Here is a 16343-nt window from a genome sequence, read left to right as displayed (position 1 = left end):
AGAGGCTTCCTTTCGGAAACCTCTCTTATTATTTTATTTTCAAAACTGAAAATTATACTTTCATAATTTCAGCTTCTTTTGTCTTAAGATGCTCATCGCAAAGCTTAACATATTTATCTGTATACGTCTGGATTTCTTCTTCCACACCTTTGATAACGTCTTCAGAAACTCCATCCAGTTTTTTAAGTTCTTTCAAACCGTCCTGTCTTGCGTTTCTTACTGTAACTTTAGTTTGTTCTGCTTCAGCTTTTGCCTGCTTTGCAAGCTCTTTTCTTCTTTCCTCTGTTAAAGGCGGAACGTTAAGGATGATATTTTCTCCGTTGTTGGAAGGTGCAAAACCTAAGTTGGAATTGATGATCGCTTTTTCAATCGCATTGATTGCAGTTCTGTCCCAAGGTTGAATAGAGATAGTCATGGCATCCGGAATAGAAACATTCGCAACCTGGTTGATAGGAGTCATAGCCCCGTAATATTCTACCATTACATCCTGAACCATTGTTGTAGAAGCACGTCCCGCTCTGATTCTTTGAAATGCGTGATCAAGGTGCTTTACAGCTGCATCCATGTCTTGTTTTACAGATTCTAATATAAGATCTAATTCTTCCATTATTATAGTATAGTTTGATAAATTACACATCTATTAATCAGTCTGAATACTCATTAAAGCCCAAAAAACGCTGTAAACATCAATGTTTCTCATTACTTTTAATGATTTTTTACTATTCAGTGCTGCAAAAATAATGATTGTTTTCGATATTTTGGTAAGACAGCATTCTGTATTTTGGAAAACGTTGATATTTTTAAAAATGACGGTATATAAAATTATTTTATTATAGCAATTACTTTATAACAAAAGCCCTCTCAAAGAGAAGGCTATTATTAGTATTAAAGAAGAAGATATTTAATTACTAAATTTCAATCTTATTCTTATTCCTTTTGCGGCAGGTATACAGAGATAGCTTTCAGTAAAAATGTGTACTGCTACCACATGCTTACCTTGAGATGTCCATTGGTCAATGTAAGTTTTAAAATGATGATAGACAGTATTAGCGGCATCATTCGTCATTGGTGCATTATAAGGGAAAATATCTCCGTAGAATGAAGCATTATCAGCATCTTGCCCGTACGAATACTCCGCATTATTATCATAAGGAGTGGGATCGCTCAGGAAATCCCCGTATGCATTATATCCATAGTAGATTGTCGGACCTAGAGTGGGAAATGGACCATTTGCAGACGGAAATAAAGCCTCTGCAACAAATTTATCAAGATATATTTGGTTTCTTCCCCACATTGGAGTTCCTTCCTTATACAATACCTCGTAATTATTGATGTACGGATAGTTCGGATTTACGTTGATGGGATTAATGTAGCTGGTTGAACCACATTTAAAAGTAACAGGATCACCAGATGAACCTTTTTCGGAAGCTTTTTTAAAAGCTTGAATTTTTGTTTCAGAAAGTGTAGATTTTTCGTGCTTTTCTATTTCTTCATTTGTTGAGCAAGAAAATAGCAATACACTGCTTGCTAGCAGAAGTAATTTTTTCATAGTTATTAGTTTAGTTGAGTCTCAAAGATAGAAAAATTATTGAATCTACAAAATACCACACGTTTATGCATATTTTCTCAAAGAAAGCTGGCTTAATTTTTCAGATATGCACTTACTATTTTCTCATTTCAGAGTTTGTTTTCATTTTAAACAAAGAATCCGGGTATAAATACCTATAGAACATTTCGGTTATTTCTACTCTGTGAGATATCATTTTTTCTAACTTCCTTTACTATGCCTTTTAAAAGATGATTAAGGAGGCTCTACCATTGATACCTCCATGATCAACAGAGAGTCTTGAAGAAGACAATATTTAATGATTATAAACTAATTTAAACCTATCACATCATGACAAATCCATCTTTAGACGCATACCAACAGGTTTTTGCAATGTCAGGTCTTGCCAACCGTGCCGGGGGCTACAATGGTACCGGCACCGAATTGCAGCAACAGCTTCAGTATGACCTATCTTTTTATTTCAACAATGTTCCTCCTGTTAAAATAATGAATCAGACTACCCCCTCAACAGCTGATCCTTCAGTTACTCCGGTATTGGGAGACTGGAATCTTGTCTGGGGCCCAGCTCTGATTGAAGAAACCGACGAAAATGACAAACCTACAGGGGTTGCAGATAATGCTTTGTATGTAGCTCAATGTGACACAGTCGCATTTCCGGGAGGGCCTGCAGTGCCTGTCTACGTTGTGGCTATCGCAGCTACCAATCCATCCTCCCTTTACGACTGGGAAACGGAAGATTTTTCAGTATCGGAGGTGGTCAACTGGACAACGTATGATCCTTCCAATTTTACACCATCATCGTATAATGGAACTGATCCCTATATTTCAAAAGGAACCGCTACCGGTGTAGGTATACTCCTCGGACTTATAAGCCCGGATACGGCCGCATCACCTAATACCACACTCCAGCAGTTTCTTGCCGGTTTAAATCCGGATCCTGATACAGCCATTATTTTTTGCGGACACAGCCTTGCAGGAGCATTATCACCTACCCTTGCCCTCTATCTGAAAGAAAATAAAGATCTTGATGCTTTCGGGGTAACACTGGTATATCCTACTGCCGGACCTACTCCGGGTGAGACAGCGTTTGCCAGCCTGTTCAATACTACATTTCCACCTTTACCTGCCGGATGGCAGGCTCAGACAGGAGATTATCAGAGCTGGAACACCATGCACTGGAACGATCTGGATGTGGTACCACATGCCTGGCCGGCAGCAGATCTGGAAGAGATTGCAACGATATATGGCCAATCTCCTGACAGGCTTACTGCCTTTACATTAGAAACTTTGCAGAATATTGCCCTTGCTGATGCTTCCGTGTCAGGTGTAACCTATACAAGGATACAAAACCAGTCACTTCCGGGTAAACTTCAGAACTCGGATGGGCCTGGTGTCAGCATCAATACACCACCCCAGTCTTTGTATGATTATATGTACCAGTTATTTTTGCAGCACGTAGATATGTACTCGGGCATCCCTTCCTTTGGTCCTGGTTATCCTCAGGTAAACGGACTTATTCTGCAGCAGCCATTACCTCAGCCTCAGCAGGTGAAGCTGGTACCGGGAGTAACTGCTGTTACAAAATTTGAGATGATTATGAAAATAATCAATCAGATCATCGGCTGGATTTCTCTTCGTTATGCGGCGACCCAGGGAATCACTCAACAGAACGTTGAAGTGAATGAATAATTAGAATTATAGCTTAAATCAAAAACACCTGTCAAAGCTAAGTCGCCATGACAGGTGTTTTTTATATTATCGTATTGATACAGGTTGATTATAAATCAACAAGAGTACCTACATTTTCACCATCTACAATTTTTTCTAAATTTCCATCTTTATTCATATCGAATACAATGATTGGCAATTTATTTTCGTGACTCAAAGTAAATGCAGTCATATCCATTACTTTAAGGTTTTTCTCAAACACTTCATCAAAAGATAATGAATTGTATTTTACAGCATCTGCATTCTTTTCAGGATCACTGTCGTAGATTCCGTCTACTCTTGTTCCTTTCAGGATCACATCAGCACCGATTTCGATAGCTCTTAACGTAGCAGCCGTATCAGTTGTAAAATAAGGGTTTCCTGTTCCTGCACCGAAGATTACTACTCTTCCTTTTTCAAGGTGTCTTACTGCTCTTCTTTTGATGAAAGGTTCCGCTACTTTATCCATTTCGATCGCAGACTGAAGTCTTGTTTTGATTCCTGCATCTTCCAGTGCTCCCTGTAAAGCCATTCCGTTGATTACAGTAGCCAGCATTCCCATATAATCTCCCTGTACCCTGTCCATTCCTTTTGCTGCTCCTGCAACACCGCGGAAAATATTTCCTCCTCCGATTACGATCGCCACTTCACATCCCTTGTCAACTACTTTTTTGATCTCTGCAGCATACTCCTGCAGTCTTTCATTGTCAATACCGTATTGTCTGTTTCCCATTAAGGCCTCACCGCTCAGTTTCAGAAGGATTCTTTTATATTTCATCTTTTATTTTTAATAACTTTTTATTAGTACTGGTTTCCCAGGAATTTGATTTTGCAAATATAATCATTAAAAATGTTGATAAAAGAAAAATATTTAAATAGAAATAATGTAAGAAATATTTTGAAAAGTACGAAAAAGGATTATTTTTGCATTAATTATAAATTGAATTGAAGAAAATTATCATTTTTTCATTATTTCTATCAGGAATTGTTTCTTATGCGCAAACAGGAACAAATGTTTATCCGTTCTTAAATGTACCTGTATCTGCAAGACAAGCTGCCCTGGGCGGTGATGCAATTTCAGTAAGAGATTATGATGTTTCCTTTGCTATTGCAAACCCTGCCCTGTTAAATAAAGATTCTGATAAACAGCTTTCTGTAAATGCAACGGCATACCTTGCCGATTCGAAATACGGAACGATTGCTTATGCCAAAGACTTTGAAAATGGCCATATGGCGACCATCAATGCAAGGTATATGAGCTATGGAAGTATTCCGAGAACGGATGAAAGCGGTTTCGAAAACGGAGAATTTAAGGCTTCTGATGTAGCCATTGGTGCAGGCTATGCCTACCAGTTTGAAGAAGACTGGACTATTGGTGGAGGACTTAATTTTATTACCTCAAAAATTGATAATTATACTTCTTCCGCCATCTCCGGAACAGCGGGAGTTACCTATCATAATAAAAAGAACAAAGAAGTGGTTTCATTGGTGATGAGAAACTTTGGCTTTCAGCTGAAATCTTTCAATGGAACAAGAGAAAACCTTCCTTTCAGAATAGATCTGGGATACACCAAAACCATCAAGAATTTCCCTCTTGCCATCACTATTACCGCACATGACCTGCAAAAGTTTGATATTTCTTCAGAAGAAAATCTGGACGGGCAGAAAGTGGGTACCGGAAGAAAGATTGCCGATCACTTTTCATTGGGAGCAGAATTGTTCCCGGAAAAGAACTTCAATATCAGACTGGGATATAATGTAAAAAGAGGAAATGAGCTGGCGGTGGCAGATCAGAGAAACTTTTCAGGGCTTTCTGCAGGATTTGGAGTTAAAGTGTCCAGATTCCGTATAGATTATGCGCACGTTAGATATCACAACTCTTCAAATGTCAATCAGATAGGAATTTCCATGGACCTTTCCAGCCACAGAGGAGAATAATCTTCAGGCCCGAAATTTCTTAATTATTCCGAAAATTTCTTACTTCTTCTTGATTTTTAAGAAAAAATCTTGAAATTTGCAGTATGAAAAAACCTGTAATTGCTATCGATGGGTACTCGTCTACCGGAAAAAGTTCTATCTCTAAAATCATTGCTGATCAACTGGGACTTATTCATATGGATACAGGAGCGCTTTACAGAGGAGTTACCTGGTATGCTTTGCAGCATTGTGTGAATGAAAACGGTGAAATTGATCTGAATACACTGTTCTCTTCTTTTGACCGGATCAAACTTGAATTTAAAAACAACGGCGGCACACTGATTCTTTTTCTTAATGATTCTGATATCTCCAAAGAAATCCGTACCAACATCGTATCCGATAATGTAAGCCTTGTGGCCAAACAAAAAGAAGTAAGAGACTTCTTGCTACAGTCACAGCGCACTTTGGCAGAAAAAGGAGGTGTTATTATGGACGGACGTGACATAGGGACAGTAGTTCTGCCAAATGCGGACTATAAATTCTTTCTTACTGCCAGCATTGACGAAAGAACCAACAGAAGATTTCTGGAGCTGAAAGGCCTGGGCATAGAAGCTGATAAAGAACAGGTAAAACAAAACCTTATAGAACGCGACAAGATCGACAGTGAGCGTGAGATAGCCCCATTGAAGCAGGCTGAAGACGCCATTGTTATAGATAATTCTGAACTGACCAAGGACGAAACCATAGCCCTTATTTTATCTCACATCAAAAAGATTTAACAATTTTTAATAGGCTTAAAGCCTCCTTTGGTATACAAATTGTAAGTTTTATTACTGTAAAAACTAATCTATTATTAATTATTAAAAAACTTAAAATGTCTAGAAAAGGAAATAATACAGCAGGTATATTGGCAGGACTTCTTGCAGGTGCTGCGGCAGGTGTAATCTTAGGAATGTTATACGCACCGGAAGAAGGTAAAGAAACCAGAAAAAAAATTAAAACTAAGGCTAATGATCTAAAAGATCAGGCGAAAAATAAATATGGAGAGGTTTCTGAAAAAGTAAAGGACCAGTACAGCAATATTTCTTCTACTTTCAAGGAAACTGCTAGCAGCGTAGCACATACTGTGAAAGACGGATATGATAAATACAAGGATCAGATTGTTTCCAAAACTGCAGATCTGGCAAAAGATGTGGAAGCAGAACTGAATGACCTAAAAAAATAAGTAATTTATCTTTTTAAGTAAATTACGGGAAGGAACTTTTGTGCGAAAGTTCCTTTTTTTGTAACTTTAAAAAAAAACAATGATAGAAACTATTAAAGAATACGCCTCCAAGAGAATAGATCTTCTGAAAATTGAAGCCACTGAAAAGTCGTCTCTGTCTGCCGGGCTCATTACTTACTTTGTAGTACTGCTTGTTGCTTTTGCTTTTTTTATTATCCTTTTCAATTTTGGAATCGCCTTCCTTATCGGGAAAGCACTGGATAATTACTCTTACGGATTCTTAATTGTTGCAGGGTTTTATGCTTTGGTAATGGCATTTGTTGTTGCATTCAAAGGTAAAATTGTCAACACGGTTGCAGATCAGGTTATTAAATTTTTAAATCATTAAACTATGGGCAGAAAATACGAGAGCATAGAAGAATTAAGAAGAAAGAAAAAACTGCTTCAAAGTGAAATAAGTGATCTGGAAAATCTTCTTACCTTCAAAAATACGAAGGAAAGCCTGAGTGCATTTACCAATGGCTTAAGCGACCAGTATCTTCAGGAAAAAATAGATGAAGACGGTGATGAAAAAGTAGTTCTCAGAAAGGATGTCATTGCCAAGCAGCTTACTTCAGAGGTAAAAGACCTTTTGATCAGCAAAAATACAGCTGTAGGAATTGCAAGCTCCGCGTTCAAAGGAGGAAACATTACAGACAGCCTTGTTAAGCTGGGAGTTACTGCTATCGTAGGAAACTATGCCAAAAAAAATATGAAAAGCTCCAACTGGAAGAAAAAACTGATTGGCGCAGTTCTGATTTATCTAGCTCCAATAGCACTGAAATATGTCAGAAAAAAGATTGAGGTCTATCAGAAAAATAAAAGTGTTTCAAGTATGGAACAGCTTATATAGACGCTAGAAACCAGAGGTTAGAAAATACTCAGGAAGTGATGTACACGAGTTTCTAACCTCTGGTTTCCTGTTTTTATTTCGAAAACAGCTGTCCTAAAATAATCCCTGCAGCCATAGATACATTCAGGCTTTCTGTAGACTGGGATTTTCCAAATCTTGGAATACTGATACTTTTCTGCAAAAGCTTCTCTGTTTCCGGTCTCATTCCGTTTCCTTCGTTTCCTAAGATCAGGTTGATTTTCTCAGGTTTCTCAAAAGTATAGATATTCTCCCCTTCCATATCTGTTCCGATGTTTACATTTTCTGTTTTGGAAAGATATTCCACAAGATCAGTATATACCACATTCACCCTGGTAAAAGAACCCATGGTTGCCTGAATTACTTTCGGGTTGTATACGTCTACCGTATCTTCACTGCAGATAACCTGCTCAATCCCAAACCAGTCTGCCAGACGTATGATGGTTCCTAAATTTCCCGGATCCTGTATACCGTCCAAAACCAGCTGTATATTCTTATCTTCCAGTTTTTTTTCCTCAGCAAGATAACATACCGCAACGGAATCTTTTGGAGTTTTGAGAAAACTGATTTTTTTTAATTCATTTTCAGAGATATGGGTAACAGGGATATCAGTACGGTCCAATTTTTGTGGATCGGTTGACAATATTTCTTTAACTTTAAAGTTAGAATTAAAAAGTTCACAAATGATTTTATTACCTTCAACCAAAAACAAATTGTATTTTTGTCTGAACTTCTTTTTATCTAAAGATTGTAAAACTTTTATTGTATGAGCTGTAAGCATTATAAGAATTCTCCTCAAAAATATTATAAAATTATCTCATTTGCAACATTTGTTGGTCTCCTTTATGCTTGTAGTACTACGAAAAAAGTTCCTGATGGCGAATACCTGCTTACCAAGAACACTTTAGAGTTCGAAGATAAGAAAGTGTTTTTCGATGAGGAGCTCAAGGACTACATTCAGCAGAAGCCCAATAAAAAGCAATTCCTTTTTATGCCATTGAGTCTCCTTCTGTACAATATGGCTGATCCGAAATACGACACTATACTTAATGAATATATGACCTATCCCGGTGAGATGAGAAATCAGAAACTGAGAGACTCTTTATTCCTTAAATATAATATGAAAAGCAGCGTTGGAAAAAGCCTTCTTTTCGACCGTTTACTGCACAATTGGGGAACACCGCCTGTCATTCTTGATCAGGGCAGAAGTGAAAAAAGTGCTGAATCTATTAAGAAAAGACTTACCTACAGAGGATATTGGGATGCAGATGTAAAATTCAAGCATAATTTGGACTCCGCATCTAAAAAAGCATCTGTTAATTATTTTGTCAGACATAATGATCCTACACGCATCAAGGATTATTACTACAATATCCCGGATCAGGGGATCAAAGGATACTACAAGTCTTTCCTGAACAAAAGTCTTATAAGATCCGGACAAATTCTTGACCAGACAGTTCTTGAAAAAGAAGTAACAAGAATTACCGATATGATGAGGGAGTTTGGGTATTATCGATTCAATGCTTCCAATGACGAAGTTTATTTTGTAGCGGATTCTCTTAAAAGCAGGAAACAGGTTCCTTTAACAATGGAAATTCATAAAGACTCGCTGGATACCCCCTATAAGATTGCTACTTTTGGGAATATTGATGTTGCCATTGTGGATGAACCCGGTGATTATCCTAAAAATACAAAAAAAGACAGCTTAAGGAGAATAAGATTCCATACGGTGAATGATAAATATAAAATTTCATCCATTTGGAGAGCTATTATTCCGGACAGTAAAAAAGTCTTTGACCAATCTAAACTGGATGTCACCAAAAGAAATCTTTTGGCGATGAACAACTTTAGTATCGTTAAAGCAAGAGACTCTCTGAGACAAGGTGGAATGTCCTCACCTAACGACAGCATTGTTGATCTTTTATATGTACTGAAACCACTTCCTAAATATGAGTTGAAAGTGGGAACAGATATTAATTATTCCCAGGTGCTGAATCTGGGGATCTCTCCTTCTGTTGACCTTACCACACGAAATGTTTTCAGAGGTGCGGAAAACCTTTCTACCAGCCTTTCCGGAACGTTCGGATCAATAAGAAGTACGAAGGATATCAGCAAAAGAGTGGCTGCGTATGAAATATCAACACAGGCTTCATTGAATTTCCCGAGACTGCTGCTGCCGTTTAATTATTACAAACTGATTCCGAAACGATATACTCCAACATCTTCTATTTTGCTTGGAGCATCAATCCAGAATAATATTGGTCTGGGAAGGTTAATTTTCAATACAGGGCTTAATTATCAGGCAAGTGTAAATGACCAGGTATATCATAAGCTTACGTTATTTAATACTCAGGTCAGCCTTACAAAGAATAAAGATGCCTACTACGATTATTTTGTGAATGACGGAAGGGTAAAAGATGAAGTTTTCGGGAATTATTTCATGTTCAATGCGGAAACAGCACAGGTCGGCCAGGATTACAAAGATGGAAAACTGAGTGTAGATGAAGTTTCCAAACAGATTATCGATAATGAAGCTTACCGTGCAAGTCTTAACCAGCAGGGCACAGATCTGCTGACAGCCTTCAGAGGAACTTTGGTCAATAAAGACAGGCAGACACAGGATGTCCTTATTTCTTCCATGATCTATAACTTTGTTTATAGTGAAATCGGAAAAAAAGAATATCCAAATGCATTTTATTTCAACGGGAAAGTTGAACTTGCGGGTAATATCTTAAGCATATTCAATAAAAAAGACAACAGCGGAGGTGTGGTTACCGGTCCGCAAAGAACTATTTTCGGACTGCCATATGCGCAGTTTGTGAAATTTGATATTGACACAAGGAAATATTTCAGATTTAACGGGAACCAGACATTAGTTCTTCGCCAGTTTATCGGAGTAGGAATACCATACGGAAACTCCCAGGATATGCCTATTATCAAATCATATTTCAACGGAGGTTCCAATGATATCAGAGCTTGGGTAGCCTTCGGAGGATTGGGTCCTGCAGATTCTCAGGTGGATGAAAGAGTTCGTACCTATATGACGGACAACTTAAAGCTGACGACTAATATTGAATACAGAATTCCGTTTAATAAGACTTATGAAGGGGCTTTATTTACGGATATCGGGAATACCTGGAGTCTTCGTAACTACAATGACGGGTATGGTGATGAGTTTAAATTCAGTAAATTCTGGAAACAGGTAGGTATCGGAAGCGGGTTCGGATTAAGGTTAAACATTGCTTATGTTACTGCAAGAATCGACCTTGCCTACAAGATCTATGATCCGAATAAACCTGAAGGTGACCGCTGGAGAATCAAATACATCCAGCCTTTCAAACCAACAGTTAATATTGCGTTCGGGTATCCTTTCTAATCCGGAGAAACACCTAAAATAAAATACACAACAGCAATCACACGGGCGAGGATTTCCCTCGCCTGATTTCTGTAAAAGCTTTCAGGTTTTGTGACATCCTGCGCATCAAATCCCAAAGCATTCATATCATTATTTCTGGCAAAAAACAATGCTCTGAGGTTATGATATCCCTGAGATACAATGATGACATTTTTCTTTTTATAAACATCCTTACAGCGCAGAATACTTTTATAGGTATTGAATCCTTTCGGATCTTCTACAATAATATCTTCCGGAACACCTTCCTGATTCACCAGATAATTTCTCATAGCTCCCGGCTCATTGTACCCTTTGCTCTTCTCCCCGCTCACTATAATCTTTTTGATTTTTCCGTGATGATAAAGAAGTGCTGCAGCGTCCATTCTTTTGGTAAAATAAGGATTGGATTTTCCTGATCTCATTTTAGGAGATGTTCCCAGCACCAAAGCGATTTCTCTGGGTGGTATTTTTGAGATTTTGGTATAGGTTCTCCCGTTGGTAAGCCCGAAAACCCACGCATTACACAGGCATATCATCAGAATCCCTAATTCCAGTGATATAAACCCAAGGTTAAATATGTTCTTAATAACTCTCAACTAAGATCAAAGTTAAGCTTTATTTTTTTACTTTTCACAATAGACATGCAAGCTAAAATATGTCCCTGCGCTTCCTCTTTTTCGGTAAGATACTCATTCTCCAGAAGTTCCACTTCTCCCTCTTCCAAAGAGCATTCACAACTGCCACATATTCCCGACTTGCAGGAATAAGGTACCGGGAATTTCTGAATCAGAAGTTGTTGAAGAATTTTATCCTTGTTATCAGGAAGCTGGGTTGTATATTTTTTTCCCAGCATGGTAAATTCAACTTCTATATTTTCAATAAGAGGAAATTCTTTTTCTACGGGATAAATATCATCATTGAATTCTTCAAAAAGCTCAAAATGAATGTTCTTTTTCGGAATGCCATGATGATAGCATGCATTAGCCAGGGTTTTGATCATTTCTCCTTTTCCGCAGATCAATACCTCGTCTACCGCATCCCAGATGGTAGATTCTTCATCAGTATCATCCAAATGGAGAATCTGATTAATAATAAGATTCAGTTTCTTCTCATCCAGCCGGCCATAAAAAAACTGATCATCAATTTTCTCCTGTGAAAAAAAGTAAAAAATCTGAAGCCTGTCGCCACATGTTCTGGCAAGGTTATCCAATTGATCGCGATACACAAGATCATCCGAACTTTTATTTCCAAAGAATAAAAACAAACGGGTTCTGGGCTCGTTGTGTAGGATATTTTTAAAGTGGCTTAAAATAGGAGTAATCCCGATTCCTGCTGCAAAAGCAACAATAGTTCTGAATTCGCTTGGCTTGGAGACCAGTGTAAATCTTCCCGCCGGCTCACTTACCCATAGAATGTCACCCATATTGTAGTTTTGAAACAACTGGGATGTAGCTCCTTCAGAAGAGTTGATCTTTATTCCCAGGCTTATTTTTCCTTCATAAGGTGCTGAAGTCATTGAATAATCATTAATAACCTCTTTCCCATGTGACTGAAATCTTATACTGACATACTGCCCTGCTTCAAATCTGAAATTTTCCTTTACATTCTCTGGAATATCAAACTCCAGAGAAAAAGTATTTTTGGTCAGCTGTTCCTTTTTCGCTATTTTTAACGGATGAAACTGTATCAGTTTCCCTTTATAGATTTGTTGTTCCATAACTTCAATTCAAAAATAGATAAAAAATAATTTATGAAGAAGATAATTTTATCCACGTTACTTCTTACTGCATTGTACAGCTGTAAAAAAGAAGGTCAGAAAACTGAAAATACGGCTGCTGCAGATTCTCTTTCTGTATCTCAAACTACAGAAGCTGAAGGAAGTACAGTTCTTCCCAAAGAACTTTCCCCGGAAAATGTAAGCCAGCATCTGGCAAAAAATAATGACACTTTATATGTTACCAATTTCTTTGCAACCTGGTGTGGTCCGTGTATGAGAGAAATTCCAAGTTTTAAAAATAAAATGGAGGAATTAAAAGGAAAACCTGTAAAGTTCACCTTTGTAAACCTTGATGATAAGGCTGAATGGGCAGGTGCTGTTAAAAATTTTGCTGTAGAAAACAAACTGGGAAGCAGTATTATCTTGCTGGACGGACAAAAATTAGATCAAAACTTCTTCCATAACAACTTCAAACAGTGGGACGGAGGTTCTATTCCTTTTACTTTCATGAGAAAAGGTGATAAAACTGATGAATATCTTGGAATGATGACGGAAGATGTTCTGAATTCAAAAATCGATTCTTTCTTAAAATAAAATAGACTGAACGCTTTCTGAATCATGTCAAAAAGATTTAAAATCCTGTGTTTATTATTTGTGATCGCTATTATCATCAGTGCTGTCATTAATATGAACACAGGATTTTTAAGTTTAAGTTTCGGGGATTTCTTTCAGGATTCAGCTCATAACCAAATTGCTGAGATCCGTATCAACCGTGTTCTGGTTATGATGCTGGCCGGAATTTCAATTCCGACTTCAGGTTTTCTGATGCAGGAATATTTTCAAAATCCATTGGCAGGACCTGATATACTGGGAATAACATCTGTCGCCAGTTTATCGGTCGCTTTTTATATTTTCTTCTCCCATAATTTTCTACTGCCTGAGTTTTTACAGAATAGCTTCCTGAGTTTATCGGCGATTGGTGGAAGTTTACTGCTGATGCTGATATTACTATCTATGTCCAATAGATTTCAGGATAAATCATACCTTATTATTTTCGGATTCCTTGTATCTGCCTTTGCTGGTGCTATTGTGTCGCTGCTTCAGTTTTATGCGGAAAATCAAAGTCTTAAAAACTATATTTTATGGTCTTTCGGAGCGAATAATATGGTGACCAGAAACCAGATTTATGTATTGTCTGTCCTTGTTTTCATCGGTATGTTCATCTGTTTAAGGCTATAAAGCCACTTATCGGGAATTCTCTCGGCAATTCTTATGCACAAAGTTTAGGAGTAAACCTGAAGCAGCTCAAGCTTTTAATTATAATTGCATCCTCTCTCCTATCCGCTTCTATTACTGCATTTCTGGGACCTATCTTATTTATCGGAATCATTGTTCCTCACTTCTGCAGATTGGTTTATAACCCATCCAGACTATGGCAGCAATGGATTCTTAATATGTTTCTGGGAATGCTGATCATGCTGCTTTTCTCCGTCATTGCAGAAAAACACAGATTCCTTTGAATGTCATAAGCTCTGTTTTGGAATCCCTGTAATTCTGATGATGCTATTGAAACAGAATAAAGTGTGATTTTTTTGTTTGACAAACGCAAAGGCGCAAAAAACTTTTAAAAACCTTATATTTTAAGACGCAAAGATTTTATCTCCGATAAAATTGAGCAATGCATATTTTAATTCACAAAAAATTACCCCATCCTTGCCGAAAATCTTCGATTTTCTCGCGCCTTACACAAAATATTAAAGCCTTTGCGCCTTCTCGCTTACCCGACATTTTGCATCAATAAGCAACTATTCATATATTTAAGTCCAACAAAACAACACAAATGACAGAAAATGAAATTTCAAAAATTGTTTTTGAAACAGGTTTAAAGATCCATAGAAAAATTGGTGCGGGATTATTTGAGCATGTTTATGAAGAATGTTTATTTTATGAATTAACAAAATCAGGTTTTCTGGTAGAAAGACAAAAATTGCTTCCAATCATTTATGAAGATTTAAAAATAGACAATGCTTTTAAACTTGATCTACTGATTGAAAATAAAGTAATTCTGGAAATAAAAACAGTTGAGTACATATCACCTGCTCATAAAGCACAACTTTTGACTTACTTAAGAATGACAAACTGTAAATTGGGGCTATTACTCAATTTTCAATCCGATGTTTTCAAAAACGGAGTAACAAGAATTGTAAACAATTTATAAAATAAAACAGGATAAAAATTTGACAAAGTCAAATTCCTTGCGCCTTAAAACATTATTTTTGTAAAATAATTTGCGCCTTCGCGTGTAACCAACAAAAGTATGCACCTACAGATCAAACAGGCAGATATCGGCTACAATACAACTTTAATCTCCAATGCCAATGCGGATTTAAAGCTTGGTGATGTATGCCTGCTGATTGGTAATAATGGTGTAGGAAAAACAACGCTTATCAAGTCTATTCTTCACCAGCTTCCTTTACTGGATGGTAAAATCTCTATTAATGGCAAAAATGTGAAGAGCCTTTCGGTAAAGGAAATTGCAGAAAACATTGCCATCGTTTTTTCAAAGTCTGTAATACCGCAGCATTATACAGTTGAGGACCTCATTTCCCTGGGAAAGTACATTTACTATCCTTTTTATTTTGAATTAACAAAACAAGACCGCGAAGAAGTTGCCCATATTATTGAAGAACTGGACTTAAATCAATACCGATATACGCTTCTTAAAAACCTCTCAGACGGAAATCTGCAGAAAGCGTTTATCGGCCGTGCCATTACCCAAAACTCGCCTGTCATTATTCTGGATGAGCCAACAACCCATCTGGATGAAAAAAACAAAATCATCATTCTTAAAACCCTGAGAAAACTGGCCAAGGATCAGAATAAGCTTATCCTGTTTTCTTCCCATGACTGGCGATTAGCCAAAGAGTTTGCAGACAAGATCTGGTATGTAAAAGAAAATCATCTGTATTCCGGGATTGTTGAGGACATTTTACTTCAGCATGGTGAGCTTACCAATGCTTCCTTATTCCAAATCAACGAGACTTTTATTCCACCTATTATCTCTGCCCCTCAGTTTCACAAGGAAATGCTGTATTCTCTGCTTCAAAAAAACTTCCAAAAAGACCTGTCTGACCTGAATTTTGAATTTCAGGACCCATTTTGGGTAATCACTAAAGATTCCGCTCATTACCAATGTGAATCTTTTGAAGAAATCACCAAATTAATTCCAAACATTCATTAATACTAAGTTTTCTTTGATTAATTCACATACTATGCATGCATAGTATTATGCTAATCATACAATTTAATCTATTTACTATCAGGTTATTAACAAAATTTAACGTTAATAAATATTATGCATGCATAATATTTATTAAATTTGGGTAAAACCATTGACGCAAAAATGATGGATAATAATAAGGAAAAAATAGAAAACGTAGATTTGATTTTAAAGCAGACCTGGCTGGCTGTTTCAAAAATGTACACAGAATTAGCTCAGGAACATGATTCAACGGCTGTACAGGCCCTTACTCTTCTTAAAATAGACCCTAAAGAAGGAACCCGAAGTACCAATCTCGGTCCAAAGATGGCTATTGAGCCTACTTCTTTAACGAGAATCATCAAACTTCTGGAAGATAATGGATATATCTATAAGGAAAAAACAACCACCGATAAAAGAGAGGTTATCATTAAACTTACAGATAAAGGGTTAAACTCCAGAAATATGTCTAAAGAAGTCGTTGTCAACTTTAACAAGAAGGTGATGGAAAAAATCTCCCCTGAAAAAATGGAAACGTTCAAAGACGTCATGAGCGAAATCATGAAAATAGCAAACGAATTATTAAATAACAGAAAATAAATTATGATGAACCTTTCGGTTCTATCTAATCTTCTCAAAATAAAAAT

At 37.1% G+C, this 16343-nt stretch carries 17 protein-coding genes and 1 pseudogene; 12 read left to right on the top strand and 6 right to left on the bottom strand.

Annotation, left to right across the window (positions count from 1 at the left end):
* Positions 1-52 precede the first annotated feature (52 nt).
* Complete coding sequence (gene frr / locus EL165_RS02150) at positions 53-607, bottom strand: ribosome recycling factor (RefSeq protein WP_002979817.1); 555 nt, start codon at positions 605-607, stop codon at positions 53-55.
* A 294-nt stretch (positions 608-901) separates the two neighbouring features.
* The gene (locus EL165_RS02145) at positions 902-1549 is read right to left on the bottom strand and encodes a hypothetical protein (protein ID WP_002979819.1); all 648 of its coding nucleotides are present in this window, start codon (positions 1547-1549) and stop codon (positions 902-904) included.
* Positions 1550-1897: 348 nt separating this feature from the next.
* Between EL165_RS02145 and EL165_RS02140 the strand changes: the two genes are divergently transcribed.
* Positions 1898-3256: a lipase family protein gene (locus EL165_RS02140; RefSeq protein ID WP_002979820.1), complete on the top strand. Its 1359-nt coding sequence runs from the start codon at positions 1898-1900 to the stop codon at positions 3254-3256.
* Between the two features lie 88 nt (positions 3257-3344).
* Here the strand turns inward: EL165_RS02140 and pyrH are convergent, their stop codons facing one another.
* On the bottom strand, positions 3345-4052 hold the full coding sequence (pyrH, locus tag EL165_RS02135) for a UMP kinase (protein WP_002979821.1): 708 nt from the start codon (positions 4050-4052) through the stop codon (positions 3345-3347).
* Positions 4053-4219: 167 nt separating this feature from the next.
* Between pyrH and porQ the strand changes: the two genes are divergently transcribed.
* The 5 genes from porQ (at position 4220) to EL165_RS02110 (ending at position 7308) form a co-directional block, all read left to right on the top strand.
* On the top strand, positions 4220-5212 hold the full coding sequence (gene porQ / locus EL165_RS02130) for a type IX secretion system protein PorQ (RefSeq protein ID WP_002979822.1): 993 nt from the start codon (positions 4220-4222) through the stop codon (positions 5210-5212).
* An 83-nt stretch (positions 5213-5295) separates the two neighbouring features.
* Positions 5296-5970, top strand: coding sequence for a (d)CMP kinase (cmk, locus tag EL165_RS02125; RefSeq protein ID WP_002979823.1), 675 nt, complete (start codon positions 5296-5298; stop codon positions 5968-5970).
* A 95-nt stretch (positions 5971-6065) separates the two neighbouring features.
* Positions 6066-6416, top strand: coding sequence for a YtxH domain-containing protein (locus EL165_RS02120; protein ID WP_002979824.1), 351 nt, complete (start codon positions 6066-6068; stop codon positions 6414-6416).
* 79 nt (positions 6417-6495) lie between these two features.
* On the top strand, positions 6496-6804 hold the full coding sequence (locus EL165_RS02115) for a phage holin family protein (RefSeq protein ID WP_002979825.1): 309 nt from the start codon (positions 6496-6498) through the stop codon (positions 6802-6804).
* Positions 6805-6807: 3 nt separating this feature from the next.
* Complete coding sequence (locus EL165_RS02110) at positions 6808-7308, top strand: hypothetical protein (RefSeq protein ID WP_002979826.1); 501 nt, start codon at positions 6808-6810, stop codon at positions 7306-7308.
* Positions 7309-7381: 73 nt separating this feature from the next.
* Here EL165_RS02110 and EL165_RS02105 read toward each other — a convergent pair whose 3' ends face one another.
* On the bottom strand, positions 7382-8107 hold the full coding sequence (locus tag EL165_RS02105) for a TrmH family RNA methyltransferase (protein ID WP_002979827.1): 726 nt from the start codon (positions 8105-8107) through the stop codon (positions 7382-7384).
* Between EL165_RS02105 and tamL the strand changes: the two genes are divergently transcribed.
* Entirely contained in the window at positions 8093-10702 is a 2610-nt protein-coding gene (gene tamL, locus EL165_RS02100) for a translocation and assembly module lipoprotein TamL (protein ID WP_002979828.1), read from the top strand. The two genes, EL165_RS02105 and tamL, sit on opposite strands and share 15 nt — an antisense overlap.
* On the opposite strand, the gene EL165_RS02095 is transcribed toward tamL, so the two are convergent.
* Positions 10699-11316, bottom strand: coding sequence for a SanA/YdcF family protein (locus tag EL165_RS02095; protein WP_002979829.1), 618 nt, complete (start codon positions 11314-11316; stop codon positions 10699-10701). The two genes, tamL and EL165_RS02095, sit on opposite strands and share 4 nt — an antisense overlap.
* The gene (locus EL165_RS02090) at positions 11313-12437 is read right to left on the bottom strand and encodes a ferredoxin--NADP reductase (protein WP_002979831.1); all 1125 of its coding nucleotides are present in this window, start codon (positions 12435-12437) and stop codon (positions 11313-11315) included. The genes EL165_RS02095 and EL165_RS02090 overlap by 4 nt, the downstream gene beginning before the upstream one ends.
* A 33-nt stretch (positions 12438-12470) precedes the next feature.
* Between EL165_RS02090 and EL165_RS02085 the strand changes: the two genes are divergently transcribed.
* From EL165_RS02085 to EL165_RS02065, 5 genes and pseudogenes are all read left to right on the top strand, one after another.
* Positions 12471-13031 (top strand): TlpA family protein disulfide reductase, encoded by a 561-nt coding sequence (locus EL165_RS02085; protein WP_002979832.1) that lies wholly within the window; start codon positions 12471-12473, stop codon positions 13029-13031.
* A 24-nt stretch (positions 13032-13055) separates the two neighbouring features.
* Positions 13056-14024 (top strand): annotated as a pseudogene (locus EL165_RS02080) (FecCD family ABC transporter permease).
* A 253-nt stretch (positions 14025-14277) separates the two neighbouring features.
* Entirely contained in the window at positions 14278-14655 is a 378-nt protein-coding gene (locus tag EL165_RS02075) for a GxxExxY protein (RefSeq protein ID WP_002979836.1), read from the top strand.
* A 99-nt stretch (positions 14656-14754) separates the two neighbouring features.
* The gene (locus tag EL165_RS02070) at positions 14755-15678 is read left to right on the top strand and encodes an ABC transporter ATP-binding protein (RefSeq protein ID WP_002979838.1); all 924 of its coding nucleotides are present in this window, start codon (positions 14755-14757) and stop codon (positions 15676-15678) included.
* Between the two features lie 165 nt (positions 15679-15843).
* A complete protein-coding gene (locus EL165_RS02065) occupies positions 15844-16296 on the top strand; it encodes a MarR family winged helix-turn-helix transcriptional regulator (protein ID WP_041461799.1) in 453 nt (150 codons plus the stop codon).
* The last annotated feature ends 47 nt before the right edge of the window (positions 16297-16343 follow it).

The sequence above is a fragment of the Chryseobacterium gleum genome, assembly GCF_900636535.1.
Classification (GTDB): Bacteria; Bacteroidota; Bacteroidia; order Flavobacteriales; family Weeksellaceae; genus Chryseobacterium; species Chryseobacterium gleum.
The sequence above is the reverse complement of the archived record's forward strand: the minus strand, read 5'-3'. Positions and strand labels throughout refer to the sequence as shown.